The sequence below is a fragment of the Glutamicibacter sp. BS14 genome, assembly GCF_056934375.1.
Window position 1 is genome coordinate 628,730 of sequence record NZ_CM167801.1, and the last position, 26,795, is coordinate 655,524.

Consider the following 26,795-nt stretch of genomic DNA (forward strand, 5'->3'; position numbering starts at 1 on the left):
TCTTCTAGAACGTTATAGACAGTTGCTATCCAGTGTGCCATGATTTTCCTGAACACTAAATCTAGAACGTTCTAGGAGAGACTTCATGGCTTACCAGACCCTGCCAGAAACTTCAGTAAAGCCGCTGCGCCTGGCCGTTATCGGTACCGGGTGGATCGGAGCATTCCACGCCCGCACCGTGGCGCAGCATCTGCCGGATGCGCTATTGCATGTCATAGCGGACCCGGCGCCGGGCCGGGCCGCTGAACTGGCCGCTGAGCTTGGTTGCCCGAACTACACCGAAGACATCGCCGACGTGCTTGCCGACGACAGCGTGGACGCCGTGGTTATCGGGGCGCCTTCGAGCTTCCATGCCGGCTTGATCGCCCAAGCCGCCGCAGCCGGAAAGCACATCTTCTGCGAAAAGCCGGCAGCGCACGCGTTGTCGGACTTGGACGCCGCGCTTGACGCCGTGGAGGCTTCCGGGGTGCTGCTGCAGATCGGTTTCAACCGGCGCTTCTCCCGGGACTTCGCCGTTGTGGCGGAACAGGTGCATTCCGGAGTTATTGGCACCCCGCAACTGCTGCGCTCGCTGACCCGGGATCCAGAAGTGGCCGGCGGGCTGCCCAACGCGGCAAAGATCCGTTCCCACGTCATTTTCACTGAAACCCTGATCCACGATTTTGACACCCTGAACTGGTTGAACCCGGGAGCCGAAGCAGTGGAAGTCCACGTCATGTCCGATGCGCTGGTGGCCCCTGAGCACCGGGGCTCCGGTTTGCTGGATACCGCCGTGGTGAGCCTGCGCTACTCCAATGGGGCAATCGCCGTGGCCGAGGCGAACTTCTCGGCCAGCTACGGCTATGACGTGCGCGGAGAAGTCTTCGGTTCAAAGGGCATGGTGCAGGCAGGCAATCCGGTGCAGCTGGCCGCGGCCAGCTTCGACAGCCAGGGAGCGCATGCGCCAACCGAACGGTTGAACATCGAGCTATTCGCCCAGGCCTACCGCGAGCAGCTCTCGGTCTTCGCCCGCAAGATCCGGGGCTTGCGCGAGGATACGGCTGATGCGGCCCTGGCGGTCCCCACCGGCGCCGACGCCCGCGCAGCCCTGCGCATCGCACTGGCGGCCTTGGAATCCGCAGAATCCGGGCTGCCGGTCAAGTTGGAATCCGCCACCCGCCTTGCGGTGAACCCATGAACGGGCAACTGGCGGTCTGTGCCGAAATGGTCTTCCTGGACCTTCCGCTGATCGACCGGGTGAAGCGCCTGGACGAGGCCGGCTTTGAAATAGAACTCTGGGATATCCGGGGCAAGGACCTGCCGGCGTTGGCGGCCACCGGCGCCCGTTTCGGCTCCATGACAGGCTACAGCGCTGGCAGCCTCTGCGATCCGGACAGCGCGGGCGAAGTTGTTCGCACCGCCAAGGAATTGATCCCGGCAGCCCAGCAGCTGGGCATCCACCGGCTAGTTGTGCATCCGGCCCAGCTCGTTGACGGGCAGGCGGCCAGCCCGCAATTCCGGGCTACCGGAGAGATGTGGCTCACCGCAGCGCGAACGCTGGAAGCACTGGGCCGCATCGGCGAAGAGCACCAGGTCACCTTCATGCTGGAGAACCTGAACACGATCCTGGATCACCCTGGAATCCCGCTGGGACGCGCCAAGGACACGATGTCCCTGGTCAAGGCCGTCGGGCACCCGAACGTGAAGATGATGCTGGACCTGTACCACGCCCAAATTGGCGAGGGGAACCTCATCGAACTGGTGCGCTCGGCGCTTCCGCACATTGGGGAAATCCAGGTCGCAGACGTACCCGGACGGTGCGAGCCGGGCACCGGGGAGATCAACTATCTGGCCGTCGCCCGTGTGCTGGCCGAGCTGGGTTATTCTGGCCCGATCGGCATGGAGGCCTACGCCAGCGCAGATTCCGAAGGAGCCATCGCGGCCTTTGCCCAGGCGTTTTCACCGCTGTCCAAGCCCGTGGCGCGCTAGCATCATGCACCGAGCATCGGAATGAGAGTCTAAAGCCCAGTGGCGGCAGCAGGAAAACCTGCTGCCGCCACTTGGCGTGCGTTCCGAGAAGCTACGCGCCAGCGCCGAAAGGCAAGCGCGAATCCATGCTCTGCGAATCCCAAGTCTGGCGGATCCAGCCGTGGTGGGGATCATCGCTGATCAGCCAATCGCGCACCCGCCCCGGGCCGGCCATGACGTTCAGGTAGTAGAGGTCGTATCCCGGCCCGGCCATGGCCGGACCATGCCAGCCGTAGGGGACCAGGACAACGTCCCCGGTGCGGACCTCGGCATTTACATCGATGGGGCGTTCATCCGAAGCATAAACGCGCGCGTAGCCGATGGGATCGCTTGCCGCCTCGGCGGGCATGCCCTGGGCTAGCTGCGTCTCGAAGTAGTAGATTTCCTCGAGGCTGGTTTCGCCTTCCTTCTCCTGATCATGCTTATGCGGAGGGTAGGAAGACCAGTTGCCCGCCGGAGTGATGACTTCGCAGACGATGAATCGGTCCGCTTCCAGGGCGGCCGGGGTGCCGAAGTTGTGGACCTGGCGGGAGCAGTTTCCTGCGCCGCGCAGCTCCACAGGGGTCTCTTCTGCCCTGATCAGCCGGGTCGGGTAGGACTGCTTGGCCGGGGCCAGTGCGACGGCGACCCGGCCCCCTTTGGCGGAGCTGATGGACAGCGCCGTGTTGATGCCGGTGTAGAGGACATCAGCAGGTCCAGCAAAGACTGATTCGCGACCCTTGAGAACATGTTCGGTTCCTGCCATGGCGACAGTGAATGATTCGCCGCTGAGCGGGACCACGATCCGTTCTTCGCTGCAGGCCTCCAGTTCAACTGTTTGGCCAGGGGCCAGCTCAGCTACCTTGAGTCCGGTGTGTGCCCAGCCGTCTATGGAAACGGCTGAGTCATGGGCACCGAGCGAGATGCTCCATTCTCCGTTAGCGGCCGAACCTGCAGGGTAAATCCAATCGGTCATCAGTCGATCCTTTCGACGGCGGGGGACAGGTGCCTAGCGTTGCACCAAGGTCATTTCAAAACTGTAGGCGTCTGCTCGATAAACATGGGAGCCGGTTTCCACGTTGCGCCCAGTGTCATCCACCGCGGTGCGCTGCATGGTCACCAGGGCCGAACCGGCCGCTGTGTCCAAGGTCTTGGCCTGGGCTTCATCTGCGGTCGTGGCCCCGATGCGCTGCTGGGCCAGGCGGAAGTTCACCCCTGCTTCGCGCAGGAGCTCGTAGAGGCCATGGGCCTGCAAGGACTTTTCGTCCAGCTCGACAATGTCGTCGCGAACCCAGTTCTCCATGAGGGCCAGCGGGCTGCCTCCGGCAGAACGCAGCCGGGTGAAGTGGTAGACAGAGACGTCCTTGGGCAGCGAAAGAAGATCCTGGATCTCCGGCGGAGCGGGAATGTGCTCGAAGCTGAGCAGGGTGGTAGAAGGCTTCTTCCCGGCGCGCTCAAGGTCGTCATTCAGGCTGGACAGCTCAAGATGCCGGCGGATCTGGCTGGAAACAACCTGCGTTCCCACACCGCGCTTGCGCACCAGCAGGCCGGACTGGACTAGGTCATCCATGGCCTTGCGAATGGTGGGCCGCGAAAGCCGCAGCCGCTGGGCCAGCTCGATTTCATTTTCCAGTCGAGTGCCCGAGGCCAGCGAACCGTCGCGGATCGCGCCTTCGATGCCTTGCGCTACCTGGTGGTAGAGGGGAATTGGCGAAGATCGGTCGATCTTGATGCTCAGTGGTGTGCTCACAGCTGCTCCTTGCCGGCGACTTTGTCATGATATGTCGCTTTGACAGGACAAACTATATATGAAAGTTCACGATTTGGGCATCCTTTGGCTGGAAATCCAATCATTCCAAAGCATTCTCCACGCAAGTTGGTGATCCCAGCGGGGTTGCCAACCGCGGGGTTCGAGTCAGACATGAGGTCCGACAAGGGGAATTGGACAACAGGTTGGATTGTCCAATTGTCCAGATAAAAAATTCGGCAGATTCCATTGCCCGAGGATTCCAGTGGCACATATGGTTTTTTGGAACGGTCCAAGACTTGAGGTGAGCCGCGGCGGCCACAGGGAATCACGGCGTTAAACGCCGCAGACAGGAGAACATCATGAATGAACAGCGCAGCATCGGCGTGGGGCTGATCTCGGTGGGATGGATGGGCAAGCTGCACGCTCGCGCCTACAGTTCGGTGCCCTATGCTTATCCAGAGCTGGGCATCAAGCCAAGACTGGTCATAGCCGCGGACACCGAGCAGTCGCGAGTCGACTTCGCGATCTCAACACTGGGCTTCGAGCGCGGAACACTGGACTACCACCAGGTGCTAGCCGATCCCGAGGTGGATGTCGTCTCGATTTGCGCTCCGAACTTCCTGCACGCCGACATGGCGATCGCCGCAGCGGAGGCCGGCAAGCACTTCTGGATCGAAAAGCCCGCCGGCCGAAGCCTGGCCGAAACGCAGGCTATCGAGCAAGCCGCCATCCGCAATGGCGTGGTCACCTCGGTCGGGTTCAACTACCGGCATGCGCCAGCTATCGCACGCGCCCGCCAGCTGGTGCAAGAAGGCCGGCTGGGATCCATCGCGAATGTCCGCGCCAGCTTCCTTGCCGGATATGCGGCAGACCCCCGGGCCGCTCTGTCGTGGCGCTTCAACCGGGAGCTGGCCGGCAGCGGGGTGCTTGCTGACCTGTTCAGCCATGCAGCTGATCTATGCAGCCATGTTGTCGGCCACATCCAGGGCATTTCCGCATCCACCAATGTCATGATCCCGTCCCGGCCGAAACTATCCATGGGCCAGGGCACGCATTTCGACCTGATCGAAGTCGGTGAGCAAGGTGAGGTCGAGAATGAGGACTACGCCGCAGCGTTGGTGCGTTTCAGCCCAGAAGGCGTGGCGGACCGCGCGATCGGAACTATCGAGGCATCCCGGGTGGCTGTGGGACCGCAGTGCGGTTACCGACTGGAAATCTACGGCATGGAAGGTTCGGTCAAGTGGGATTTTGAACGCATGAATGAACTGGAAGTCGTGCTCGGTCGAGACAATGAAGAGCAGGGATTCACGACGGTGATCGGCTCGCCAAAGCATGGCGAATACTCCCGGTTCCAGCCAGGCCCAGGGAACGCGATGGGCTTTGACGACCTCAAGACCATCGAGGCCAAGAAGTTCCTGCTGGCTGTCGCCGGTGGCGAGAAAACGAACTCCACCATCGCCGATGCGGTGGCGGCAGCCGCAGTGGTCGAAGCGGCCGAAGCATCTGCCGCAAGCGGCACGTGGCAGGCGCTGGATGAGCCGGTGCGCGCTGCGAGTGTGCAATACTGACCGCCATGCCTAACTCGTCGCGCCGCCGCCCCACGATCCGGGACGTCGCCAAGCATGCCGGGGTCTCAAAATCCTTGGTCTCCCTGGTGCTCTCGGATCCTAGCAAGGTCAGTTCGATGCGGCGTTCGCTGGTCGAGGACTCCATCCGCGAGTTGGGCTATCAGCCCAACCTGGCAGCGCGCTCGCTTTCGGCCGAGAACCGGCATGCCATTGGCGTCGTCCTGGGGGAACTGCATAATCCCTGGGTTCTGAGCGTCGCGGAAGTGGTTCGCGAACAGTTGCAAGCAGCAGGGCTTGACGTGCTGTTCAGTGCGGCCGCGATCCACGACGGGCAGGGCGTTGGGCCCGCGGAACTGCAGACCTTGCGCGATTTGCGGGTCAGCGGAATTCTCGTCGTCGGATCAGCCGATGACGCCGTCAGCTTCGAAGCCGCCTTGGGTGAGACTCCCGCTGTATTTGTTGGCGGCGGGCGCCAGGCCCAATCAGGCACTGGCGCGGTTTCGGTTAATGATGAGCAGGGCTTCGGTTTGGTGATTGACCACTTGGTCGATTGCGGAAATGCGCGGATTACCCATATAGCCGGTGGCGCTGGTCCGGTTTCTGCGACGCGCGAAGCTGCCTATCATCGGGCGATGCTGCGCCATGGCTTGCGCCAGCATGTACAGGTGGTGGAAGCCGGGCCAACGATTCAGGCCGGGCATGAAGCCGTAGCGCGGTTGCTGGCCTCGGGGGCACGGCCTGAATCGCTGGCTTGTTTCAATGATCTTTCCGCCATTGGGGCGCTGCAGGCTCTGGATGAGGCTGGCGTGTCTGCGGCGGTGACTGGCTACGACAATATTTCCCTATCGTCGCTGGGAAGAATTTCGCTGACCAGCATCGGCTCGGATTCGGAAGATCTCGGTCGCAGCAGCGTGCGGCTGCTGCTCCAATTGATGCGGAATCCGGAAGGAAAATTTGCACGTCAGTTGATGATTCCACCGCGGCTTATCGTGCGCTCCTCGTCGCAGCTGCACCGTTGAACCCTGTGAAAGCGGCGTTTCGCCGTGCTTGTCGAGGTCGGCAAATTACTCGTCTTCACATCCTTATGTCTTAACAAAGTCTTGACGGATCGCTTTTCGTCACGCACACTTTAGGCATCTTGTGATTCAAGTCACGGAACATCTTGTTAAGGCGGCCCGCCCCAGGGGACAATCGGGGTGCGCCGGGGATTCCTGAAGGGGAAACGAATATGGGAAAGCCAATTTGGCGCAAACTCGCAATCACGCTCGCCATCATTCCAGCATTGGGGCTGGCGGCTTGCTCGTCCACTGGCGGGCGTGCACCGGAACCGGAAAGCAATGCCGGTGGCGGTGCGGTGGCGGCTACTGACCGCATGAAAATCGCGGTCATCACCCACGCGGCTCCAGGAGATACCTTCTGGGACATTCTTAGAAAGGGCGCTGAAGAAGCTTCGGCCAAGGACAACGTAGAACTCCAGTATCTGAGTGATCCTGATGGCGGACGCCAGTCCCAGCTGATCGAGCAGGCTATTGACCAGGGCGTCGACGGCATCGCCGTGACCCTGGCCAAGCCCGACGCCATGGCTGGAGCGCTAGGCAAGGCTGCCGATGCCGGGATCCCCATTGTCAGCTTGAATGCCGGTGAAGCCCGATTCAAGGATCTCGGAGCATTTGCCCACTTCGGTTCCAATGAGCAGCTTGCAGGCCAGGCCGCTGGCGAAAAGCTGAAGGAGGCGGGAATCAAGAAGCCGATATGCGTCATCCAGGAACAGGGGCACGTTGGGCTTGAAGCACGTTGCGCCGGCGTGAAGAAAATCGTCCCAGACACCGAAATACTCTACGTGCAGGGCACTGACATGACCCAGGTTGAATCAACGGCAACCGCAAAGCTCCAAGCCGATAAGCAAGCCGACGCGATCATCGGCCTGGGCGCACCCATCACGATGACACTGCTCAAGGCTAAAGCCACGGCGAAGTCCGAGGTCGAGGTAGCTTCCTTCGACATGAACTCGCAGTTGGTTGAAGAAATCACCAAGGGCAATGTGATGTTCACCGTTGACCAGCAGCCTTGGTTGCAGGGCTACATGGCAGTTGATGCGCTGTGGCAGAACAACCGTGGCGGCTTCACCATCGGCGGTGGACAGGCGACGTTGACCGGCCCGGCTGTTGTAGACAAAGCCGTCGCTGAGCAAATTACCAGTTTCGCCCAAGAAGGCGTCCGCTAGCCACATCCCCTCGGCGCGCGCCTGATCTGCCGGTAGCGGCGATCCGGCGCGCAGCCTGGACACGGAGGAAATCCCATGTCATCTATAACAGCTTCACCCTCTCAAAAGAGAAAATCTCCGGCTCTGGACGAGCGCGTCGGCAAGAAAAGCGCATTGTCTATCCTTCTGGGCCGTCCGGAGATCGGTGCTCTCGTGGGCGCCATCGCCCTCTTCGTATTCTTCGCCGTCGTCGCTCCGGTCTTCCTGGCTCCCGCATCCTTGGCCACCGTCCTCTATGGGGCTTCGACCATCGGCATCATGGCCGTTGGCGTGTCACTGCTGATGATCGGTGGCGAGTTCGACCTATCCACCGGTGTGGCCGTCATTTCTTCGGCGCTCAGTGCATCGATGATCTCCTGGTACTTCGGTCTCAACGTCTGGGTCGGCATTGCCTTGGCCCTGGTCGTCTCGCTGCTGATCGGTTTCATCAACGGAATCATCCTGATCAAGACCAAGCTGCCATCCTTCATCGTGACGCTGGCCAGTTTCTTGATGCTCACCGGCCTGAATCTGGGCCTGACGCGAGCCATTGGCGGCTCGGTGTCCTCTCCATCTATTGCGGATATTGAAGGATTCCAGAGCGCAAAGGCGGTCTTTGCCTCTTCAGTCAATATCGCCGGGATCGACGTCAAGATCACCGTGTTCATCTGGATCGCCATGGTGATCATCGCTTCCTGGATCTTGCTCCGAACCAAGATCGGGAACTGGATCTTCGCCGTAGGCGGGGATGAGAAGGCCGCTCGCGCCGTCGGCGTTCCAGTGGTCCGCACCAAGATCGGACTCTTCATGGCCGTTGGATTCTGCGGCTGGGTGCTGGGCATGCACAACCTCTTCGCCTTTGACTCGGTGCAGTCCGGCGAAGGCATCGGCAATGAATTCCTCTACATCATTGCCGCGGTCATCGGCGGCTGCCTGCTCACCGGCGGTTACGGTTCAGCCATTGGCGGCGCTATCGGGGCGTTCATTTTCGGCATGGCGAACAAGGGCATCGTGTACGCGGAATGGAATCCGGACTGGTTCAAGTTCTTCCTTGGCCTGATGCTGCTCTTGGCTACGGTGGTCAACATCGTGGTGAAAAAGCGTGCGGAATCCAGCAAGTAGGAAGCCAAGGACAAAAATCATGAAGACTCGCAAGAATAAGAAGACCGAAGACCTGCTCGAGAAGCTCGAGCCCAAGATCAGCGACAACCTGCTGACCCTCAAGGGAGTTGGCAAGCACTACGGAAGCATCATCGCCCTGCGCGGTGTCGACATGGTGGTGGATCCGGGCAAGGTCACCTGCGTTCTCGGGGATAACGGCGCCGGCAAGTCCACGCTGATCAAGATCATCGCCGGCTTGCACCAGCACGATGAAGGAGAGTTCAGTTTGCATGGCTCGGCCATCAAGCTCAAGAGTCCCCGCGTCGCACTGGATGCCGGCATCGCCGCGGTGTACCAGGACCTGGCGGTCGTTCCTTTGATGCCGATCTGGCGCAACTTCTTCCTCGGCTCGGAACTGACCACCGGGGTTGGGCCGTTCAAGAAGCTTGATGTGCAGAAAATGAAGGACATCACCAAGCAGGAGCTCTCCGACATGGGCATTGATCTGCGTGACGTCGAGCAGCCGATCGGCCAGCTGTCCGGCGGTGAACGCCAGTGCGTAGCCATCGCTCGCGCGGTATATTTCGGAGCCAAGGTCCTGATCCTCGATGAGCCCACCGCCGCCTTGGGCGTCAAGCAGTCCGGCGTGGTGCTGCGCTACATCCTCCAGGCGCGCGACCGCGGGTTGGGTGTCATCTTCATTACGCACAACCCGCATCACGCGTATCCGGTAGGGGACTCGTTCCTGTTGCTGAAACGCGGCCGCTCCATCGGGTACTACTCGAAGTCGGAAATCACCGTCGAAGAGCTGACCGCCCAGATGGCCGGTGGCGCTGAACTCGCTGAACTGGCTCATGAGCTTGAACAGCTTGGTGGACATGATGAAGAGCTGGCAGAGGCAGAGGCGGGCGCGAACTCTCAAGCAACAGCCTGACCCAACCGCAGCTAAGGCCTGGGCTTCTTCGCGATGGTGAAGAAGCCCAGGCCTTAGCTGTCCCATTGCTTAGAGCGAGTAGTCAATCATTTCACTATGGCCAGTAGCGATGGAACGCACCGCGGCCTGGGCGATGGCCTGGGATTTGAGCCCCTCACGCAACGTGACAGGTACTTCCCGGTCTTCGTCCAGTGCCTGAACGAAGGCTCCCAAGCTGGCGGCATAGGTTGGCTGGACCCTGTCGAACCAGTTGCCGTGCAGCCCGTGGGATTGCGCGTGCTGCCCCTGGAACAGGCTGACGTGCCCCGAGGGTTGCCGTTCAGATGCGGCCATGGCTTCAGACCCCAGCGCTTCGATGCGTTCGTCATAGCCATAATTCGTATGGCGCACACAATCTATTTGGGCCATCGCTCCACTAGGGAACTGCAGCGAACTGATCGAAGTGTCCACATCGCCAAATTCCGCAATCTCCGGGGCGGACAGGGCCGAGCCGAAGGCGTGCACCTGCAGGGGATCCTGGCCTGATATCCAGCGTGCCAAATCATAGAAGTGCACGGCCTGATCGCGGAACTGGCCGCCAGAATTTTTCAGGTAATCCAGTGGTGGCAATGCTGGGCCACGCGAAGTCAACTGGAGCAAAGCCAGATCGCCGATTCGCCCGGAGTGCACGAGCTCCTTGAGCTCTGCGTGAGCGCGATCGAAGCGCCGGTTGAAATTGACCATGGCCTTGATTCCTGAACGTTCAACGTAGGCTACCGTCGCCTTTGCCGTTTCCAAGTCGAGGTCGATTGGCTTTTCGACGAGAGCCGCCAGGCGCGCATCGGCTGCAAGGCGGAGGTTCTGGGCGTGGGAATCCGTTGATGACGCGATGAACACTGCGTCCAGGCCGTCATTGCCGAAAATCTGGTCGAGCGTTGCTGCTGCCTTGGCGCCATGTCGCGAGGCCAGAGCAGCAGCTCGCTGAGGGTCAATGTCGTAGACCAGTTTAAAGTCGATCTCCGGGTGTGCGGCCAAGTTGTGTGCATGCACCGAGCCGATGAAGCCGGCGCCGATCAGGGCGAATCTTTGCATTGAAGGCACCTCGTGAAGTTGGTTGAAGTCAGGAGACCATGATGTCCAGAAGATTGTGCATGGTGCTGGCAACCTTGTGGAAGTCGTGCTCATTGGCGCGGTCAGAGAACATCTCGGAAACCCACCAGCCGTCATAGCCGGTGGACTTGATCGCGTCCACCCACTGCTGCAATGGGATGGCGCCACCGCCGATGACGACATTGCGGTGCACGTCCTGGGCCGGAACCTCATGGCGCCGATCCAGATCCAACCCGTCGGAAATATGGGCCGCCTTGATCAGTTCCTTGGGCAACGCGGCCACTTCTTCCAAGGTGTCCCCGACGGTCCAGAAATGCCAGGTGTCCAAGGCGATGCCAACGTTCTCGCGGCCGCAGCGCTCAATAATTTCCAGGGCTTGCCGACACCGATTGATATTGGACCAAGCCAGCGGTTCCAAGTAGATCTCCAGCCCGTGCTCTGCGGCGATCCCGGCGGCAGCAGATACATTATCGGCGGCAATGGCCATGGCTTCCGGTTCCGAGAGGCCGAGTGTCCCGCGGTAGCGATCATCAGATGCTGCGAGTTTTCCGGACTTTAAATCCTTGACCACATTCCAGTCCACTGGCCCGGTGCACATTTGCAGGATCGGTGCGCCGACCACTGTGGCGATTTCGGCCATCCGCCTGACTTCCCGGAGCATGTCATCCCGTGCGGTGCCTTGGCGTTCAAGGTCAAGGACTGCGCCGATTCCTGTCACTTCAAGGCCCGTGAGCATTTCTGGAAGCGTGTGCACAGAAAAGCCGGCATCAAGATAGCGATAGAGTTTCGGGCTTTGCAGCTCGATGCCGCCGAATCCGGCCGACCGTGCCGTTGCAATGTCGGTGGCAACATTCCCGTAGAAACTTGTTGTGACATTCATGGACAGTTTTGCCATTGGTCCTCCTTGGCGTGTGGAATGCATGCGTGGAAACAAAATGTACAGTTGTCAGTACAAAGGTGCTTCCAAGATCATATGCCCACTGCTCCCCGGAAAGTAATACGCTCGGGCAAATTCTCCATGAGTTTTTTCCGAGCCGCCGCTAGGCTGGTCTGCGAGTGCAGGATACGTCTGTTCATCACCGGTTTTTCAATGGTTCAAGGCGAAAGTGCGTTATATACCTTCAAGGGAATGCAGTAATCCGGCTCGCTGATTGACTGGATATTCGCCCGCGACAGTGGCTGTTTCGAAGGTGTTTGCAATAATGACCGTTGTGAACATTGCTCAGCCCGGTGAAGGGCGCCCAGGAAACCGGCCCCCGTCGATGGCGGATGTGGCGGCCTTGGCCGGGGTGTCCCATCAGACGGTTTCCCGCGTGCTCAACGACCATCCAAACGTCAGGGCGGGAACCCGCGACCAGGTGCTGGATGCCATCCGTCAGCTGGGTTATCGCCGCAACCGAGCCGCGCGGGCACTGGCCACATCGCACTCGAGCACTATCGGCATTCTGACCATCGGCAGCGAATTCTTCGGACCTCAATCCACCGTGCTGGCCATCGAGGCCGCTGCCCGTGCGCAGGGATATTTCGTGACCGTTACCGCACTGGATCGCTATGACGCGCACAGCGCGAGCGAAGCCCTCAGCCACCTGGTGGACCAGGGCGTTGATGGCGTGGTGATGGTTGCGCCCTTCGAAAAGGTGATCGATGCCCTGGATGATGCTGCGCTGACGATTCCAGTGGTGGTCGTGGCCGCTCGCACCGAGGTTCCCGACGCGGATCCGGCGCATTACGTGTACATCGACCAGCGTGAAGGCGCGCGCTTGGCCACTGGTCATCTTCTGGCCCTGGGGCACCGCAAGATCGTCCACGTGTCCGGGCCGACCGGCTGGTTCGACGCCACCGAACGGCAGATCGGCTGGCGGGAAAAAATGCTGGAAGCCAAGGCCCCGATTGTTGAGGTGCCAGCTGAATCCTGGCAGGCCCAGAGCGGCTATGAGGCAGGCCAGCGTCTGGTTGACCCGATACGCGCCGGCGAAGTTACGGCAGTATTCGCAGCGAATGATTACCTTGCCACCGGTGTTCTGCGTGCTTTCTGGGAAGCCGGGCTGGAAGTGCCCAATGACGTTTCGGTTATCGGTTTCGACGACCTGCAAATCTCCAATTTCCTGATCCCTTCGCTGACCACGGTTCGCCAGCCTTTCCGCGATGTCGGCCATGCTGCGCTGATGGAATTGCTGGAAGGCGCCACGGCTGACAGGGTCCCGAAAGTGATTGCGCCAACGCTGGTAATCCGGGCGAGTACCGCACCGCCCAACGCCCGCTAGCCAAGCGCTTCATTCCCCGAGTCCGGGATCCGGTATTGCGGATCACAAATTGTTAGCGCTAACATTGGATCGAGGTTTTGTTCTGCCAGCGCATTTTTCGCGAGTGGAGCAGGAAACGATGGCTATGGCGCTGCTCACCGAGCTGTGCGAACGGAGATTTCATGGCAACACAGCTCAACGGGCCAACCGCCCGCGAGATCATCAGCACCGGCGAAGCCGTGCTGGGCATCGAGTTCGGTTCAACGAATATCAAAGCCAGCCTGATCGGCCCCGGCCACCAGCAGCTTGCCAGCGGAAGCCACGCCTGGGAGAACCAGTACGAAAACAGGAATTGGACCTACTCCCGCGAAGCCATCGTCGCCGGCCTGCAGGACTGCATGGCCCAGGTGCTGGCAGATGCCCAAGAGCGCCACGGAGTACGCCCAACGCAGCTAGGAGCCGTTGGAATCTCCGCGATGATGCATGGCTACCTCGCCTTCGACGCCGACCGGGAACTGCTGGTTCCCTTCCGCACCTGGCGCAACACCTCCACGGCAAAAGCGGCGGCGATGCTAAGCGAGGAACTGGACTTCAATATCCCGCAGCGCTGGTCCGTAGCGCACTACTTCCAAGCGCTGCTCAACGGCGAAGAGCACGTGTCGAAAGTTTCCCGCCTGAACACGCTGGCCGGATTCGTGCATGAGCTTCTCACCGGAAATTTTGTGCTTGGCGTGGGCGATGCCGCGGGAATGTTCCCCATCGATTCAGCCACCGGCAGCTACGATGCACGGATGCTTTCCGCCTTTGACGCGGTGGCTGCCCGGCATGGCGCGACCGCAGGGCTTTCCTCAATGCTGCCCGCGGCACTGCCCGCCGGTGCAGATGCTGGCACGCTTAGCGAAGCCGGGGTCTTGCTCCTGGACCCCACCGGCCAGCTCCAGCCTGGCAGCCCGCTGTGCCCACCGGAAGGAGACGCCGGAACCGGCATGGTGGCCACCAATTCGGTAGCCCAGCGCACCGGCAACATCTCCGCCGGAACCTCCATTTTCGCGATGGTGGTCCTCGACGCGCCGCTCAAGGAAGTGCACCACGAAATCGACGTGGTCACCACGCCCGATGGGCATCCGGTAGCAATGGTCCACTGCAATAACGGCGCCAGCGAATTTGCCGCCTGGGCCCAGGTCTTCGGGCAGTTCGCCCGGGCGCTGGGCAGCGACGCCGACGACAACGCGGTCTTCGAAACCCTGCTGCGTTCGGCCCTTCAGGGTGCTGCCGATGGTGCGGGGCTCTTGGCCTACAACAATCTTTCCGGCGAACCGGTAGCGGGTCTTGCCGAAGGCCGTCCGGCCATCCTGCGCACCCCGGACTCCACGCTGAACCTGCCCAACTTCGTGCGTGTTCAGGTGTACGCCATGTTCGCCACGCTGAGCCTCGGACTGCGCGTGCTGGCCGCCGAAGGCGTCGAGGTCAAGCAGATGTTTGCCCATGGCGGCATCTTCCGCACCGCCGGGGTGGCCCAACGGCTGCTGGCCGCTGCGATCAACACTCCCGTCCTTGTCGGGGACAGCGCCGGACACGGAGGTGCATGGGGCATCGCCGTCCTGGCAGCGTACCGGCGCCGAGTCCTCGATGGCCTGCAGCAGTCCCTGCCTGAATTCCTGGATTCCGAAGTCTTCGCCGGTGCCGCTTTGAGCCTCGCGGAGCCGCAGGCCGATGACCGTGCCGGCTTCGAGGCCTACCTGGAAACCTATGAAGCCGGCCTGGCCATTCAGCGCACCGCCATTACCGCCATCTAGGCATCGCACACAGTTTCGGACGAAAAGAGAAACCGATGAATCAACCACGAATCCTGGCGGATTACCCGCAGTCAATGCAGGACGAGGTGGCCACGGTCCGCCAGATTGTTGCCGACCTGCACGCCGAATTGCCGCGCTATGAGCTGGTGGTCTGGACTGCCGGCAACGTGTCGCAGCGCGTGCGCCACCCGGAAATCGCCGACGGCTCCGCGGACCTGTTCGTGATCAAGCCATCGGGCGTCGCCTACGACGAGCTGACCGCGCAGTCCATGGTGGTCTGCACCTTGGACGGCAAGCTGCTCGATGGCACCCGCACCCCGTCCTCGGACACCGCGGCCCATGCCTACACCTACGAGCACATGCCGCAGGTGGGCGGCGTGGTGCATACCCACTCCACCTACGCCACCGCATGGGCGGCGCGCGGCGAGGAAATTCCCTGCGTGCTGACCATGATGGCCGACGAATTCGGCGGCCCGATCCCGGTAGGCCCCTTCGCCATCATTGGCGATGATTCGATTGGCCGCGGCATCGTGTCCACGCTGAGCGAGTCCCGCAGCCCGGCCGTGCTGATGCGCAACCACGGTCCTTTCACGATCGGAAAGGACGCCAAGGCCGCAGTCAAAGCCGCAGTGATGTGCGAGGAGGTGGCGCGAACCGTGCACATCTCGCGCCAGCTAGGCAACCCGGTCGCGATCGACCAGAAGCATATCGACTCGCTCTACGAGCGCTACCAGAACGTCTACGGACAGTAAGGACATCATGGCCAAGGCATATAACACCCAAGAAATCTGGTTCTTCACCGGCAGCCAGGACCTGTACGGCGAAGAGACGCTGCGCCAGGTGGCGCAGCAGTCCACCGAGGTCGCGCAGGCGCTGGATGCGTCCGCCGACGTTCCGGCAAGGATCGTGTGGAAGCCGGTCCTGAAGGACTCCGAATCGATCCGCCGCGCAATGCTGGAAGCAAACTCGGATGACAAAGTGCTGGGCGTCATCACCTGGATGCACACCTTCAGCCCGGCCAAGATGTGGATCAACGGCCTGAAGGCCCTGCAGAAGCCGCTGCTGCACCTTCACACCCAGGCCAATGTCGAACTGCCCTGGGATTCGATCGACTTCGACTTCATGAACCTGAACCAGGCCGCCCACGGCGACCGCGAGTACGCCTACCTGGCCACCCGCCTGGGCGCGGCCCGCACCACCGTGGTCGGCCATGTCTCCAACCCGGCCGTATCCCGCCGCGTGGGCACCTGGATCCGCGGCGCTGCCGGCTTCAACGCCGTGCAAAACCTGAACCTGGTCCGCTTCGGCGACAACATGCGCAACGTCGCGGTGACCGAGGGGGACAAGACCGAGGCGGAGATCCGCTTCGGCGTCTCGGTGAACACCTGGGCCGTCAACGACCTGGTCGAAGCGGTCCAGGCCGTGGCCGAGGCCGACATCGATGCGCTGGTCGCCGAGTACGAGCGCGAATACGACGTCGTGCCCGAACTGCGCGCCGGCGGTGCCCGCCACGAGTCGCTGCGCTATGCCGCATCCCAGGAAATTGCGCTGGAAGCCTTCCTGTCCAAGGCCGGCGCCATGGCGTTCACGACCAACTTCGAGGACCTGGGCGGGCTCAAGCAGCTGCCGGGCCTGGCTGTGCAGCGCCTGATGGGCAAGGGCTACGGCTTCGGCGCCGAAGGCGACTGGAAGACCGCGGTACTGGTGCGTGCCGCCAAGGTCATGGGCGAGGGCCTGCCGGGCGGCGCCTCGCTGATGGAGGACTACACCTACGACCTGACTCCCGGCAAGGAGCTGATCCTCGGCGCCCACATGCTCGAGGTCTGCCCGTCGCTGACCACCTCCAAGCCGCGGGTTGAAATCCACCCGCTGGGCATCGGCGGCCGCGAGGATCCGGTGCGCATGGTCTTCAACGCGGACGTTGCCGAAGGTGCGGTGGTCGTGTCCATGGCCGATATGCGCGAGCGCTTCCGCCTGACTGCCAATGTGGTGGATGTGGTCACCCCGCCGGCGGACCTGCCGAATCTGCCGGTGGCGCGCGCGGTGTGGAGCCCGCGGCCGGACTTCAATACTTCCGCCGAGTCCTGGCTGGCTGCCGGCGGTGCGCACCACACGGTGATGTCCACGGCCGCGGGGATCGAGGCTTTCGAGATCTTCGCCGAAATCGCAGGCACCGAGCTGCTGGTTATCGATGAGGAAACCACCCGCCGGAACTTCGCGCAGCAGATTCGCGTGAACCAGAGCTACTACCGCTTGGCGCAGGGTTTCTAGCGGTTCGAAGGACACCTGCCCAGGTAATGCGCGCCCCGTTGCGGGGCGTGCATTACCAATGAGTAAGGAATCTTAATTTATTTACATAGAGGGTGGCTGAAATCACTGTGTTAGCGCTAACATAGTGTGAGTCCAGTCTCACTCGCAGATATGGCAACCTTTCAAGGAGGAAAAGATGGCATGGAATAATTGGACCCGCAAGGCCGCGGCGACCATGGGATCGCTGGCACTGGTCGGCGCATTGGCAGCGTGCAGCGGCGGTGGCGCTGGCGGCGGAGCAGGAGCCGGCGAAGGCGAGTCGACTGCACCTGAGGACATCCAGGTGGGCGTGGCAATGCCAACTGAGACTTCCGAGCGCTGGATTGCCGACGGCGAAGCCGTCAAGTCCCAGCTGGAAGCCGCTGGCTTCGAAGTCGACCTGCAGTTCGCGAATGACGACATCCCCACCCAGCAGCAGCAGATCGACCAGATGATCACCAAGGGCAGCGACATCCTGGTAGTCGCCTCCATCGACGGCACCGCGCTGTCCACCCAGCTGCAGGCCGCAGCGGACCAGAACATCCCGATCATCTCCTACGACCGCTTGATCAACGGCACCGAGAACGTCGACTTCTACGTCACCTTCGACAACTACAACGTCGGCGTCCAGCAGGCAACCTCGCTGCTGACCGGCATGGGCCTGGCCGATGAGGAAGGCAAGCGCACCAGCAAGGAGGGCAAGTTCAACGTCGAGCTCTTCGCCGGTTCGATCGACGACAACAACGCGCACTTCTTCTGGAAGGGCGCCATGGATACCCTCAAGCCCTACCTGGATGACGGCACCCTGACGGTCAAGTCCGGGCAGACCAAGATCGAGCAGGCAGCTACCCTGCGCTGGAGCCAGGAAGAAGCCCAGTCGCGCATGGAAGACCTGATCACCGCCCACTACCAGGGCGGCAAGACCAAGATCGACGGCATCCTCTCGCCATTCGACGGCATCTCCCGCGGCATCATCACCGCACTGTCCAACGCCGGCTACGGCAAGACCATCGAGGCCGGCCTGCCGATCATCTCGGGCCAGGATGCAGAAATCGCTTCGGTGAAGCTGATCGACGATGGCGTGCAGTACGCAACCATCTTCAAGGACACCCGCAAGCTGGCTACCCAGGCTGTCGAGGCAGTGAAGTCCTACGCAGGCGGCGGCGAGCCGGAAGCCAATGACACCGAAACCTACGACAACGGCAAGAAGGTTGTTCCTTCCTACCTGCTGGATTCGGACATCGTCGTCAAGGACAACATCACCTCCCTGCTGGTCGACTCCGAGTACTACACGGCCGAGGAAGTCAAGGCCGGCCAGACCAAGTAGTCTCCCAGGCCGCAATCCGGTGGGCGGGAGGGCAAGCCGCCCTCCCGCCCACCGGATGCACCGCTCACAGCACACACCAAGGACGTCTGCACTATGGACACCACGATCCTGCACATGCAGGACATCACCAAGACTTTTCCCGGAGTCAAGGCGCTGGACGGCGTCAACCTTTCGGTTAGCAAGGGCGAAATCCACGCTATCTGCGGAGAGAACGGCGCCGGAAAATCCACCCTCATGAAGGTGCTCTCCGGGGTCTACCCGCACGGCAGCTACGAGGGCCAGATCATTTTCGAAGGCGAAGAGCTCAAGGCCTCGAACATCAAGGACTCCGAAGCCCAGGGCATCGTGATCATCCACCAGGAGTTGGCGCTGGTGCCGTACCTGTCGGTGGCCGAGAACATCTTCCTCGGCAACGAAACCGCGCGCGGCGGCTTCATCGACTGGAACGAGACCAACCACCGCGCCGCGGACCTGCTGGCCCGCGTGGGCCTGGACGAACTGCCGGTCACCCCGGTAGGCCAGCTGGGCGTGGGCAAGCAGCAGCTGGTGGAAATCGCCAAGGCGCTGAGCAAGAACGTCAAGCTGCTGATCCTGGACGAACCGACCGCCGCGCTGAATGACGACGACTCCGAGCACCTGCTGAACCTGCTGCGCGGACTGCGCGAACAGGGCATCACCTCGATCATCATTTCGCACAAGCTCGGCGAGATCGAGGACATTGCCAACACCACCACGATCATCCGCGATGGCCAGTCCATCGAGGCGCTGGACATGGCCGATCCCGAGTCCAACCAGAACCGCATCATCCGCGGCATGGTGGGCCGCGAACTGTCCTCCCGCTACCCGGAACGCGTACCGCAGATCGGCGACGTGGTCTTCGAGGTCCAGGACTGGTCGGTCCAGCACCCGGTCCAGCAGGACCGCACCGTGGTGGAAGGCGCCAACCTGGAGGTCCGCGCCGGCGAAATCGTCGGCATTGCAGGACTGATGGGCGCCGGGCGCACCGAATTGGCGATGAGCATCTTCGGCCACAGCTATGGCCGGAACATCACCGGCACGGTCAAGATGGACGGCAAGCCGGTGGACACCTCCACCGTGGGCAAGGCCATCAAGGCCGGCATCGCCTACGTTTCCGAGGACCGTAAGAAGTTCGGGCTGAACCTGATCGAGGACATCCGCGTGAACACCACCGCGGCCGGCCTGGACAAGATCTCCTCCAAGGGCTTCGTGGACGGCAACAAGGAGATCCAGATTGCCGAGCACTACCGCAAGTCCATGCGCATCAAGACCCCGAACGTGATGGCGAAGGTCGGGAACCTCTCGGGCGGCAACCAGCAGAAGGTCGTGCTGGGCAAATGGCTGCACACCGCACCCGAGCTGCTGATCCTCGACGAGCCCACCCGCGGCATCGACGTCGGAGCCAAATACGAGATCTACACCATCATCAACGAGCTGGCGGCTGCCGGCAAGGCCGTGCTGGTGATCTCCTCCGAACTGCCAGAGCTCTTGGGCATCTGCGACCGCATCTACACCCTGGCCTACGGCCGAATGACCGGCCAGCTGCCCAGCAGCGAAGCCACCCAGGAACGCCTCATGGAACTCATGACCATCGAGAAGGAAAGCACCCGATGACCATCACAAGCGAGCTGAAGGATATCTTCACCAAGAACCTGCGCACCTCGGGCATTTACATTGCCTTCGTGCTCATCGTGGTGCTGTTCACCATCCTGACCAACGGGCTGCTGCTCAGCCCGATCAACATCACCAACATCATCTTGCAGTACTCCTACGTGCTGATCCTCGCCCTGGGCATGATCCTGGTGATCGTCGCCGGGCACATCGACCTGTCGGTCGGCTCCCTCGTGGCGCTGACCGGTGCGGTCTCCGCGGTCATTGTCATCAAGGGGGATCTGCCCTGGTGGGTCGGCATGCTCGCCGGCATCGCCGTGGGCGCCCTGTGCGGCCTGTGGCAGGGCTTCTGGGTGGCGTACGTGGGCATTCCCGCGTTCATCGTGACCCTGGCCGGCATGCTGCTCTTCCGCGGCCTGACCTACGAAGTGCTGAGCAACGTGTCGCTCTCGCCGTTCCCCGGCGAATACGGCCAGATCGCCGGCGGTTTCCTCAACGGGCTGCTGGGCGGCAACGGATTCGACCTGTTCACCGTGATCATCGGCGTGATCGCCGTGGCCGGACTGTTCGTTTCGCAGTGGCGCAACCGCGCTGGACGCGCCAAGTACGGCCAGAGCGTTGAATCCATGGCCATGTTCCTGGCCAAGAACATCATCTCGGGCATCATCATCCTCTGGTTCTTCTGGCAGATCGCCACCAGCCGCGGCATGCCGATCGTGCTGATCATCCTGGCTGCCCTGATCCTGGGCTACCACGTGCTGACCACCAAGACCGTTTTCGGCCGCCACGTCTACGCCATCGGCGGCAACCTGTCCGCCGCGAAGCTTTCGGGCGTGAACGTGAAGAAGATCAACATGTGGATCTTCATCAACATGGGCCTGCTTTCGGGCGTGGCCGGCGTGGTCTTCTCCTCGCGTTCCAACGGCGCCCAGCCGGGTGCCGGCAACATGTTCGAGCTGGACGCCATTGCGGCCTGCTTCATCGGCGGCGCTTCGACCACCGGCGGCGTGGGCCGGGTGACCGGCGCGATCGTCGGCGGCCTGGTGATGGCGGTGCTCTCCAACGGCATGCAGCTGATGGGCGTGGGCGCCTCCACCCAGCAGATCGTCAAGGGCGTTGTGCTGCTTCTGGCAGTCGCCTTCGACATCTACAACAAGCGCCGCGCGGGCGCTGGCAACTAGCCTGCCGCTGGTGCCATGGGCCCTCCCGCACGCGATTGCGGGAGGGCCCATGCGTGCCCGACGTTTTCGATGGCCCAGCAAGAAGGATGAAGACATGGACCGCCTCGCACTGCCCCTGAAGGACACCGCCAATGGAACGGTGCTGACGCTGCAAGCCCATGGCTTCACCGCGCAAGTGGCCACGGTGGGCGCCACCCTGGTTTCCCTCCAGTACGGCTCCCGCCCGCTGGTGCGCGCTTTCGACCCGCACGGGCCGCGCCCGGTTTTCGCTGGCGCCATCCTGGCCCCGTGGCCCAACCGGGTGATCGACGGGGCCTACAGCTGGGAAGGCCAAGAGCTGCAGCTGCCGATCACCGAGCCGGAGCGCGGCCATGCCCTGCACGGCCTGGTGATCGATACCGGCTTCGAGATCATCGAGCACCGTGCCGACTTCGCCCAGCTGCGCACCGTCATCGCCCCGAGCGCCGGCTATCCGTACGAGGTGCAGCTGGTGATCGGCTACCGGCTGGAGGCCGGCGGGCTGCGCACCGTCGCTGCCGCCACCAACCTCGGGACGGGCACCGCGCCCTTCGGCTGGGGTTCGCACGCCTACCTGGTCGCCCCGGGCAAGAAGGCGGATGAATGGACCTTCACCCTGCCAGCTGGCAAGGTGCAGCTGACCGAAGGCCCGCGCCTGCTGCCGCGCGACACGGTTCAGGCCGCCGGCACCGAGCTGGATTTCCGCGCCCCGAAGCCCATCGGGGATCTCTTCATCGACCATGCCTACACTGGCCTGGCTGCCCGCGCGGACGGTTCTTTCCGCGCGGAGATCACCGACGCCGGGGGCGTCGGATCGCACATCACCTGGGACGAAGCCTGCCCGTGGGTCCAGATACACACCGCCGACCGCGATGATCCGGCCCTGGACCGCACCGGCCTGGCCATCGAGCCGATGACCTGCCCGCCGGGCGGCTACAACTCCGGCCAGGACGTCATCGCCCTGGCACCGGGCGCCAGCCACGAAGCCAGCTGGCTGATCGGCCCGGTCCAGCCGCGCTAGCACCCCAGGCGCCACCCACCTTTGGAACCACCACGAGTCAACTGGAGAGATTGCAATGCCGCAGGGCTCCGCAGCACATGAACCGACCCACCGGGTCCATCACCTGGCCGATGGCCGCGAGGCGATCTTCTTCGCCGACGCCAATGCCGCCGTGCCCGAACCGGTGGCCGACACCCGGCCGCTGGATCCGCGCGGGGAGCCTGGCGAACTGCGCTACGACCGGCTGACCGGGGACTGGGTGGCCGTAGCGGCCCACCGCCAGTCGCGCACCTACCTCCCGCCCAAGGAAGAATGCCCGCTGTGCCCCAGCGTCCACGGGCGGCAGAGCGAAATCCCTGCCGAGGACTTCAACGTGGTGGTTTTCGAGAACCGCTTCCCGTCCCTGGGCCCGGCACTGGGCCGGATTCCAGCGGCCGCACCGGTGCAGCAGCCGGCCCCGGCCTACGGGCGCTGCGAGGTCGTGGTGTTCACCCCCGAGCACACCGGTTCCTTCGCATCGCTGGATGATGCCCGGGCGCGCACCGTCATCGAGGCCTGGGCGCAGCGCACCGCCGCCCTGTCCGCCATGGAGGGCATTGCGCAGGTGTTCGTCTTCGAGAACCGCGGCCAGGATATCGGCGTGACCCTGCACCACCCGCATGGGCAGATCTACGCCTACCCGTACCTGGCGCCAACCGCCGCCAAGATGGCCGGCCAGGGCATCGCGCACCTGGAGAAGACCGGGCGCACCCTGATGGGCGACATCCTGGACTTCGAGCGCAAGGAGGGCACGCGCATGGTCGCCGAGGGCGAGCACTTCTCCGTGTTCGTGCCCTACGCGGCCCGCTGGCCGCTGGAAGCGCACCTGGTGCCGCACCGCCACGTGCCGGACTTCGCCGCGCTCAATGCGGACGAAAAAGCCGAGCTGGCCGTGATGTACCGGGACCTGCTGCGCGGATTCGACGCGCTGTACCCGACGCCCACCCCGTACATCGCCGCCTGGCACCAGGCTCCGCTGGAGCCCGTGGCCCGCAAGGCCTCACGGCTGCACCTGCAGCTGACCAGCCCGCGCCGGGCCGCTGACAAATTGAAGTTCCTGGCCGGATCGGAAGCTGCCATGGGCGCTTTCATCAACGACGTCCCGGCCGAGCAGACTGCTGCACGGCTGCGCGAGGTCATGCCATGAGCCGCAGCGGAACGAAGGAAACCGCGGCGCGCGTCAACGCCCTGCGCGAGAAGTTCACCAAGGCCTACGGCCACCACCCGGAAGGCATCTGGCGGGCCCCGGGACGGGTGAACCTGATCGGCGAGCACACCGACTACAACATGGGCTATGTGCTGCCCTTCGCCATCGACAAGAACGCGCTGGTGGCCGTGCGCCGCAAGTCGCAGCTGGAGCCGGGCAGCCAGGTGCTGGATTTCGCCTCCACCTACGGGGCGGGCGACGAACCGCCGGTCACCTCCATTACCCTCGATGAGCTGGTGCCCCGCGCGGTGCCCGGCTGGGCCGCCTACCCGGCCGCCGTGCTGTGGGCGCTGAGCCAGCTCGATGGCGTGCACATTGGCGGGCTGGAGCTGATGGTGGACTCCGATGTCCCGGTGGGCTCGGGCTTGTCCTCTTCGCATGCCCTGGAAGTGGCGACCATCGTGGCGCTGGACGATCTCTACGGCCTGGGCCTGTCCAAGGTGCAGATGGCCCAGCTGACCCAGCGTGCCGAGAACGAATTCGTGGGTGCTCCGACCGGGATCATGGACCAGAGCGCCTCGCTGATGTCCCATGCCCAGCATGCGCTGTTCCTGGATTGCCGATCCATGGAATCCCAATCCGTGCCGCTGCCGCTGGCGCAGCATGACGCGGTGGTCCTGGTCATGGACACCCGCGTAGAGCATTCGCACGTGGATGGCGGCTACGCCGCCCGTCGCACCAGCTGCGAGCAGGCCGCCGCGGTGCTGGAGGTAGCATCGCTGCGCGAGGTGCACAGCATCGAAGAGCTGGAGGCCATTGGGGACCCGGTAGCCAAGCGCCGCGCCAAGCACATCGTGACCGAGAACCGCCGCGTCCTGGATACTGTCCTCGCGCTGCGCGAAGGCGACCTGCCCGCGGTGGGCAAGCTGCTTTGCCAGTCGCACGAATCCATGCGCGACGACTACGAGATTTCCAGCGAGGAACTGGACGCCGCCGTGGAAGCGGCCATGGCGGCCGGGGCGATCGGAGCCCGGATGACCGGTGGCGGTTTTGGCGGCAGCGCCATTGCCTTGGTCAAGCGCGAGCAGATCGAACCGGTCTGCCAGGCCGTCCGCGAAGCCTTTGACCAGGCCGGCTATGTCGAGCCGGCCATTTTCACCGTAATTGCAGACGAAGGAGCAGGCCGGGCATGAGTTGGCTAGTGACCGGCGGAGCCGGATATATCGGATCCCACGTGGTGCGTTCGCTGTCCGCGGCAGGCCTTGAGCCGGTCGTCGTGGACTCGATGTCCAGCGGGGTGCACGGCTTCGTTCCCGAACAGGTGCCGTTCTACCAGCTGAACATCCTGCAGACCGAAAAGCTCGTGGAAATCATGAAGCGCCACGAGGTCACCGGGGTCATCCACTTGGCCGGCTACAAGTATGCCGGCGAATCGGTGAAGCACCCGCTGCTGGCCTTCGAGCAGAATGTCACCGGCACCGCGCACCTGCTCGAAGCCATGGCGTCCTCCCGCGTGCACAACATGGTCTTCTCCTCCTCGGCAGCCGTCTACGGCACCCCGGACGAAGATGTGGTGACCGAATCCACCGGCACCTTCCCCGAATCCCCGTACGGACAGAGCAAGCTCGTGGGGGAATGGCTGATCCGCGACCAGGCGGTGGCTACCGGGCTGAAGCACACCTCGCTGCGCTACTTCAACGTGGTCGGCTCGGGCAGCGAAGAACTCTACGATGCCAGCCCGCACAACCTGTTCCCGCTGGTGTTCCAGGCGCTGAATGCCGGAAAGACGCCGAAGATCTTCGGCACCGACTACGACACCGAGGACGGCACCTGCGTGCGCGACTACGTGCACGTCGCCGACCTGGCGCTGGCGCACGTGGAGGCGGCCAGGAAACTGGAAGCCGGCGAGGTATTGGAGCCGGTCTACAATTTGGGCTCCGGCGATGGCGTCTCGGTGCGCCAGATCATGGATGCGGTAGCGAAGGCCACCGGCATCGGTTTCACCGCGGTGGAAGAAGCGCGCCGCCCGGGCGACCCGGCGCGCATTGTCGCCGACGGGAAGCTGGCCGCCCGCGACCTTGATTGGCAGATGCGCCATAGCCTGCAGCAGATGGTCCACAGCGCCTGGAAGGCTTCGGCCCAGCGCGGCTGATTGCGCCAAGCTGAAGCGCAGCGGCCTGGAAAACTAGCTGGTGCGCAGCGTGGCCGCGATCTGGTCCATGGTCTGCGCAATCGCCAGCGATTCAGCCAGCGGCATGACCGGGGATTCGGCCAGGCCCAGGGCAATGCACTGGGCCACGTGGGCCGCTTCCCAGCCCAAACCGGCAGTAGGCGAGGTTTCCGTGAACTCGCGGCTGTCGGCGATCTTGCCGTCGGCACTGCGCAGCACCAGCCCGGAACCGCAGCAAATCGGGCGCTGGAGTTCCAAGGTGCCCTGCGTGCCGGCAATCCATGCGCCCTGCGGCGAATCGGTTTCGATGCTGCTGAAGACCATTGCCGTGGAACCGTCTACATTGGAAAGGACCGCGGTGAAGGTAGCGTCAACCCCGGTTTTGGCCATGCGTCCCGAAGCGTGCAGGAGCTGCTTGGCAGGGGAGACCATGGCGCTGAAGGCAATAGGGTAGACGCCGACATCCAGCAGGGCCCCGCCGCCGAGCGCCGGGTCGTAGATGCGCGAGTCGTAGTCGACCTCGAACTTGGCGCCGAAATCAGCCTGGACGGTGATGATCTGCCCCAGGATTCCGGACTTGACGACCTGTGAAACCACATTGCCGATGGGCAGGAATCGTGACCACATGGCTTCCATGGCGAAAACTCCGGCAGCCTTGGCCGCCTCGATGATCCGGGAAGTTTGCCCGGCGTCCAGGCTCATTGGCTTCTCCACCAGGACATGCTTGCCCGCGGCGATCGCCTCGAGCGCAAGTTCCGCGTGGCCGCTGTGCGGGACGGCGATGTAGACGACATCCACCCCAGGGTCCCCGAGCACCTCGGCATAGGAGCCGAAGGCCCGGGTTCCGGCGTCTCCGTAGGTGCGTGCGAACTGCTCGGAGCGGGCCAAGGTGCGCGAGCCGACTGCTGCGAGCCGGCTGGCGGTCAAGTCGTTCAGCGATGCGGCAAACTGCGAGGCGATCCACCCCGGCCCGAGGATGCCCCAATTCAGCGCAGGAGCCGAGGAGGGATGGGGCAGCGTGGATTCGGGTAAGGCTAGTGGCACTGAAGGCTCCGATGGCAGGCAAAATTCATGGTGGATCCTAATCAGACTAGTGGAAGGCGCAAGGCGGGGGAAGAGCAGTATTCCAACGACTATTCACCGATCAGCAGCATCTGGGGTTAGCGGTATGCGGCCCCAGGGCATCCTCGGTTAATCAGTGTGCATCCTCGTGACCGCCAAGGGCAGCGTCCGGGCCACGGTTGGCAGGCCGGCAGGCGGGCCGCGAGTAGTGCTGGCGATTCATC

The 26,795-nt window shown here is 63.0% G+C and carries 23 protein-coding genes; 18 read left to right on the forward strand and 5 right to left on the reverse strand.

The window, feature by feature from the left end; genetic code table 11:
• Positions 1 to 85: 85 nt before the first annotated feature.
• Together AC1Z36_RS03040 and AC1Z36_RS03045 are read left to right on the forward strand one after the other, a co-directional pair.
• On the forward strand, positions 86 to 1,177 hold the full coding sequence (locus AC1Z36_RS03040) for a Gfo/Idh/MocA family oxidoreductase (protein WP_105656540.1): 1,092 nt from the start codon (positions 86 to 88) through the stop codon (positions 1,175 to 1,177).
• A complete protein-coding gene (locus AC1Z36_RS03045; RefSeq protein WP_105656539.1) occupies positions 1,174 to 1,968 on the forward strand; it encodes a TIM barrel protein in 795 nt (264 codons plus the stop codon). Before AC1Z36_RS03040 ends, AC1Z36_RS03045 begins: the two co-directional genes overlap by 4 nt.
• A gap of 91 nt (positions 1,969 to 2,059) precedes the next feature.
• On the opposite strand, the gene iolB is transcribed toward AC1Z36_RS03045, so the two are convergent.
• Positions 2,060 to 2,962: a 5-deoxy-glucuronate isomerase gene (iolB, locus tag AC1Z36_RS03050; protein WP_105656538.1), complete on the reverse strand. Its 903-nt coding sequence runs from the start codon at positions 2,960 to 2,962 to the stop codon at positions 2,060 to 2,062.
• Between the two features lie 33 nt (positions 2,963 to 2,995).
• Positions 2,996 to 3,736, reverse strand: a complete 741-nt coding sequence (locus tag AC1Z36_RS03055) for a GntR family transcriptional regulator (RefSeq protein ID WP_105656537.1) — start codon at positions 3,734 to 3,736, stop codon at positions 2,996 to 2,998.
• Between the two features lie 359 nt (positions 3,737 to 4,095).
• Here AC1Z36_RS03055 and AC1Z36_RS03060 point away from each other — a divergent pair, with 359 nt between their 5' ends.
• The 5 genes from AC1Z36_RS03060 (at position 4,096) to AC1Z36_RS03080 (ending at position 9,581) form a co-directional block, all read left to right on the forward strand.
• On the forward strand, positions 4,096 to 5,304 hold the full coding sequence (locus tag AC1Z36_RS03060) for a Gfo/Idh/MocA family protein (protein WP_483561653.1): 1,209 nt from the start codon (positions 4,096 to 4,098) through the stop codon (positions 5,302 to 5,304).
• A gap of 5 nt (positions 5,305 to 5,309) precedes the next feature.
• Positions 5,310 to 6,323 (forward strand): LacI family DNA-binding transcriptional regulator, encoded by a 1,014-nt coding sequence (locus AC1Z36_RS03065; protein ID WP_105656535.1) that lies wholly within the window; start codon positions 5,310 to 5,312, stop codon positions 6,321 to 6,323.
• 209 nt (positions 6,324 to 6,532) lie between these two features.
• Positions 6,533 to 7,528, forward strand: a complete 996-nt coding sequence (locus AC1Z36_RS03070) for a substrate-binding domain-containing protein (RefSeq protein ID WP_105656534.1) — start codon at positions 6,533 to 6,535, stop codon at positions 7,526 to 7,528.
• Positions 7,529 to 7,603: 75 nt separating this feature from the next.
• The gene (locus tag AC1Z36_RS03075; RefSeq protein WP_105656533.1) at positions 7,604 to 8,668 is read left to right on the forward strand and encodes an ABC transporter permease; all 1,065 of its coding nucleotides are present in this window, start codon (positions 7,604 to 7,606) and stop codon (positions 8,666 to 8,668) included.
• A 19-nt stretch (positions 8,669 to 8,687) separates the two neighbouring features.
• Complete coding sequence (locus AC1Z36_RS03080; RefSeq protein ID WP_105656532.1) at positions 8,688 to 9,581, forward strand: ATP-binding cassette domain-containing protein; 894 nt, start codon at positions 8,688 to 8,690, stop codon at positions 9,579 to 9,581.
• A 69-nt stretch (positions 9,582 to 9,650) separates the two neighbouring features.
• On the opposite strand, the gene AC1Z36_RS03085 is transcribed toward AC1Z36_RS03080, so the two are convergent.
• Positions 9,651 to 10,652, reverse strand: a complete 1,002-nt coding sequence (locus AC1Z36_RS03085) for a Gfo/Idh/MocA family protein (RefSeq protein WP_105656531.1) — start codon at positions 10,650 to 10,652, stop codon at positions 9,651 to 9,653.
• A 28-nt stretch (positions 10,653 to 10,680) separates the two neighbouring features.
• A complete protein-coding gene (locus AC1Z36_RS03090; protein ID WP_105656530.1) occupies positions 10,681 to 11,565 on the reverse strand; it encodes a sugar phosphate isomerase/epimerase family protein in 885 nt (294 codons plus the stop codon).
• A gap of 307 nt (positions 11,566 to 11,872) precedes the next feature.
• On the opposite strand from AC1Z36_RS03090, the gene AC1Z36_RS03095 reads away from it, so the two are divergent.
• The 11 genes from AC1Z36_RS03095 (at position 11,873) to galE (ending at position 25,491) form a co-directional block, all read left to right on the forward strand.
• Positions 11,873 to 12,934 (forward strand): LacI family DNA-binding transcriptional regulator, encoded by a 1,062-nt coding sequence (locus AC1Z36_RS03095; protein ID WP_105656529.1) that lies wholly within the window; start codon positions 11,873 to 11,875, stop codon positions 12,932 to 12,934.
• Positions 12,935 to 13,095: 161 nt separating this feature from the next.
• Positions 13,096 to 14,709 carry a xylulokinase gene (locus AC1Z36_RS03100; protein ID WP_105656528.1) on the forward strand — a complete coding sequence of 538 codons (1,614 nt, stop codon included), beginning with the start codon at positions 13,096 to 13,098 and terminating at the stop codon, positions 14,707 to 14,709.
• Positions 14,710 to 14,744: 35 nt separating this feature from the next.
• Positions 14,745 to 15,461 (forward strand): L-ribulose-5-phosphate 4-epimerase, encoded by a 717-nt coding sequence (locus AC1Z36_RS03105; protein ID WP_105656527.1) that lies wholly within the window; start codon positions 14,745 to 14,747, stop codon positions 15,459 to 15,461.
• Between the two features lie 7 nt (positions 15,462 to 15,468).
• Positions 15,469 to 16,980, forward strand: coding sequence for an L-arabinose isomerase (gene araA, locus AC1Z36_RS03110; protein ID WP_105656526.1), 1,512 nt, complete (start codon positions 15,469 to 15,471; stop codon positions 16,978 to 16,980).
• Between the two features lie 175 nt (positions 16,981 to 17,155).
• Positions 17,156 to 18,325, forward strand: a complete 1,170-nt coding sequence (gene chvE / locus AC1Z36_RS03115) for a multiple monosaccharide ABC transporter substrate-binding protein (protein ID WP_105656525.1) — start codon at positions 17,156 to 17,158, stop codon at positions 18,323 to 18,325.
• A 93-nt stretch (positions 18,326 to 18,418) separates the two neighbouring features.
• On the forward strand, positions 18,419 to 19,957 hold the full coding sequence (gene mmsA, locus AC1Z36_RS03120; RefSeq protein WP_105656524.1) for a multiple monosaccharide ABC transporter ATP-binding protein: 1,539 nt from the start codon (positions 18,419 to 18,421) through the stop codon (positions 19,955 to 19,957).
• Positions 19,954 to 21,135, forward strand: coding sequence for a multiple monosaccharide ABC transporter permease (mmsB, locus tag AC1Z36_RS03125; RefSeq protein ID WP_105656523.1), 1,182 nt, complete (start codon positions 19,954 to 19,956; stop codon positions 21,133 to 21,135). Before mmsA ends, mmsB begins: the two co-directional genes overlap by 4 nt.
• A 94-nt stretch (positions 21,136 to 21,229) precedes the next feature.
• On the forward strand, positions 21,230 to 22,174 hold the full coding sequence (locus tag AC1Z36_RS03130) for an aldose 1-epimerase family protein (protein WP_483561654.1): 945 nt from the start codon (positions 21,230 to 21,232) through the stop codon (positions 22,172 to 22,174).
• 55 nt (positions 22,175 to 22,229) lie between these two features.
• A complete protein-coding gene (gene galT / locus AC1Z36_RS03135) occupies positions 22,230 to 23,339 on the forward strand; it encodes a galactose-1-phosphate uridylyltransferase (protein ID WP_105656521.1) in 1,110 nt (369 codons plus the stop codon).
• Positions 23,336 to 24,532, forward strand: coding sequence for a galactokinase (gene galK / locus AC1Z36_RS03140; RefSeq protein WP_105656520.1), 1,197 nt, complete (start codon positions 23,336 to 23,338; stop codon positions 24,530 to 24,532). The genes galT and galK overlap by 4 nt, the downstream gene beginning before the upstream one ends.
• Positions 24,529 to 25,491: a UDP-glucose 4-epimerase GalE gene (gene galE / locus AC1Z36_RS03145; RefSeq protein ID WP_105656519.1), complete on the forward strand. Its 963-nt coding sequence runs from the start codon at positions 24,529 to 24,531 to the stop codon at positions 25,489 to 25,491. The genes galK and galE overlap by 4 nt, the downstream gene beginning before the upstream one ends.
• A gap of 33 nt (positions 25,492 to 25,524) precedes the next feature.
• Here galE and AC1Z36_RS03150 read toward each other — a convergent pair whose 3' ends face one another.
• Positions 25,525 to 26,553: a Gfo/Idh/MocA family protein gene (locus AC1Z36_RS03150; protein ID WP_181148785.1), complete on the reverse strand. Its 1,029-nt coding sequence runs from the start codon at positions 26,551 to 26,553 to the stop codon at positions 25,525 to 25,527.
• Between the last annotated feature and the right edge of the window lie 242 nt (positions 26,554 to 26,795).

What these genes read in the sequence shown, in the direction of transcription:
- AC1Z36_RS03040 (WP_105656540.1), top strand. Translation starts at nt 86, where the DNA reads ATGGCTTACCAGACCCTGCCAGAAACTTCAGTAAAGCCGCTGCGCCTG.
- AC1Z36_RS03045 (WP_105656539.1), top strand. Translation starts at nt 1,174, where the DNA reads ATGAACGGGCAACTGGCGGTCTGTGCCGAAATGGTCTTCCTGGACCTT.
- iolB (WP_105656538.1), bottom strand. Translation starts at nt 2,962, where the DNA reads ATGACCGATTGGATTTACCCTGCAGGTTCGGCCGCTAACGGAGAATGG.
- AC1Z36_RS03060 (WP_483561653.1), top strand. Translation starts at nt 4,096, where the DNA reads ATGAATGAACAGCGCAGCATCGGCGTGGGGCTGATCTCGGTGGGATGG.
- AC1Z36_RS03065 (WP_105656535.1), top strand. Translation starts at nt 5,310, where the DNA reads ATGCCTAACTCGTCGCGCCGCCGCCCCACGATCCGGGACGTCGCCAAG.
- AC1Z36_RS03070 (WP_105656534.1), top strand. Translation starts at nt 6,533, where the DNA reads ATGGGAAAGCCAATTTGGCGCAAACTCGCAATCACGCTCGCCATCATT.
- AC1Z36_RS03075 (WP_105656533.1), top strand. Translation starts at nt 7,604, where the DNA reads ATGTCATCTATAACAGCTTCACCCTCTCAAAAGAGAAAATCTCCGGCT.
- AC1Z36_RS03080 (WP_105656532.1), top strand. Translation starts at nt 8,688, where the DNA reads ATGAAGACTCGCAAGAATAAGAAGACCGAAGACCTGCTCGAGAAGCTC.
- AC1Z36_RS03085 (WP_105656531.1), bottom strand. Translation starts at nt 10,652, where the DNA reads ATGCAAAGATTCGCCCTGATCGGCGCCGGCTTCATCGGCTCGGTGCAT.
- AC1Z36_RS03090 (WP_105656530.1), bottom strand. Translation starts at nt 11,565, where the DNA reads ATGGCAAAACTGTCCATGAATGTCACAACAAGTTTCTACGGGAATGTT.
- AC1Z36_RS03095 (WP_105656529.1), top strand. Translation starts at nt 11,873, where the DNA reads ATGACCGTTGTGAACATTGCTCAGCCCGGTGAAGGGCGCCCAGGAAAC.
- AC1Z36_RS03100 (WP_105656528.1), top strand. Translation starts at nt 13,096, where the DNA reads ATGGCAACACAGCTCAACGGGCCAACCGCCCGCGAGATCATCAGCACC.
- AC1Z36_RS03105 (WP_105656527.1), top strand. Translation starts at nt 14,745, where the DNA reads ATGAATCAACCACGAATCCTGGCGGATTACCCGCAGTCAATGCAGGAC.
- araA (WP_105656526.1), top strand. Translation starts at nt 15,469, where the DNA reads ATGGCCAAGGCATATAACACCCAAGAAATCTGGTTCTTCACCGGCAGC.
- chvE (WP_105656525.1), top strand. Translation starts at nt 17,156, where the DNA reads ATGGCATGGAATAATTGGACCCGCAAGGCCGCGGCGACCATGGGATCG.
- mmsA (WP_105656524.1), top strand. Translation starts at nt 18,419, where the DNA reads ATGGACACCACGATCCTGCACATGCAGGACATCACCAAGACTTTTCCC.
- mmsB (WP_105656523.1), top strand. Translation starts at nt 19,954, where the DNA reads ATGACCATCACAAGCGAGCTGAAGGATATCTTCACCAAGAACCTGCGC.
- AC1Z36_RS03130 (WP_483561654.1), top strand. Translation starts at nt 21,230, where the DNA reads ATGGACCGCCTCGCACTGCCCCTGAAGGACACCGCCAATGGAACGGTG.
- galT (WP_105656521.1), top strand. Translation starts at nt 22,230, where the DNA reads ATGCCGCAGGGCTCCGCAGCACATGAACCGACCCACCGGGTCCATCAC.
- galK (WP_105656520.1), top strand. Translation starts at nt 23,336, where the DNA reads ATGAGCCGCAGCGGAACGAAGGAAACCGCGGCGCGCGTCAACGCCCTG.
- galE (WP_105656519.1), top strand. Translation starts at nt 24,529, where the DNA reads ATGAGTTGGCTAGTGACCGGCGGAGCCGGATATATCGGATCCCACGTG.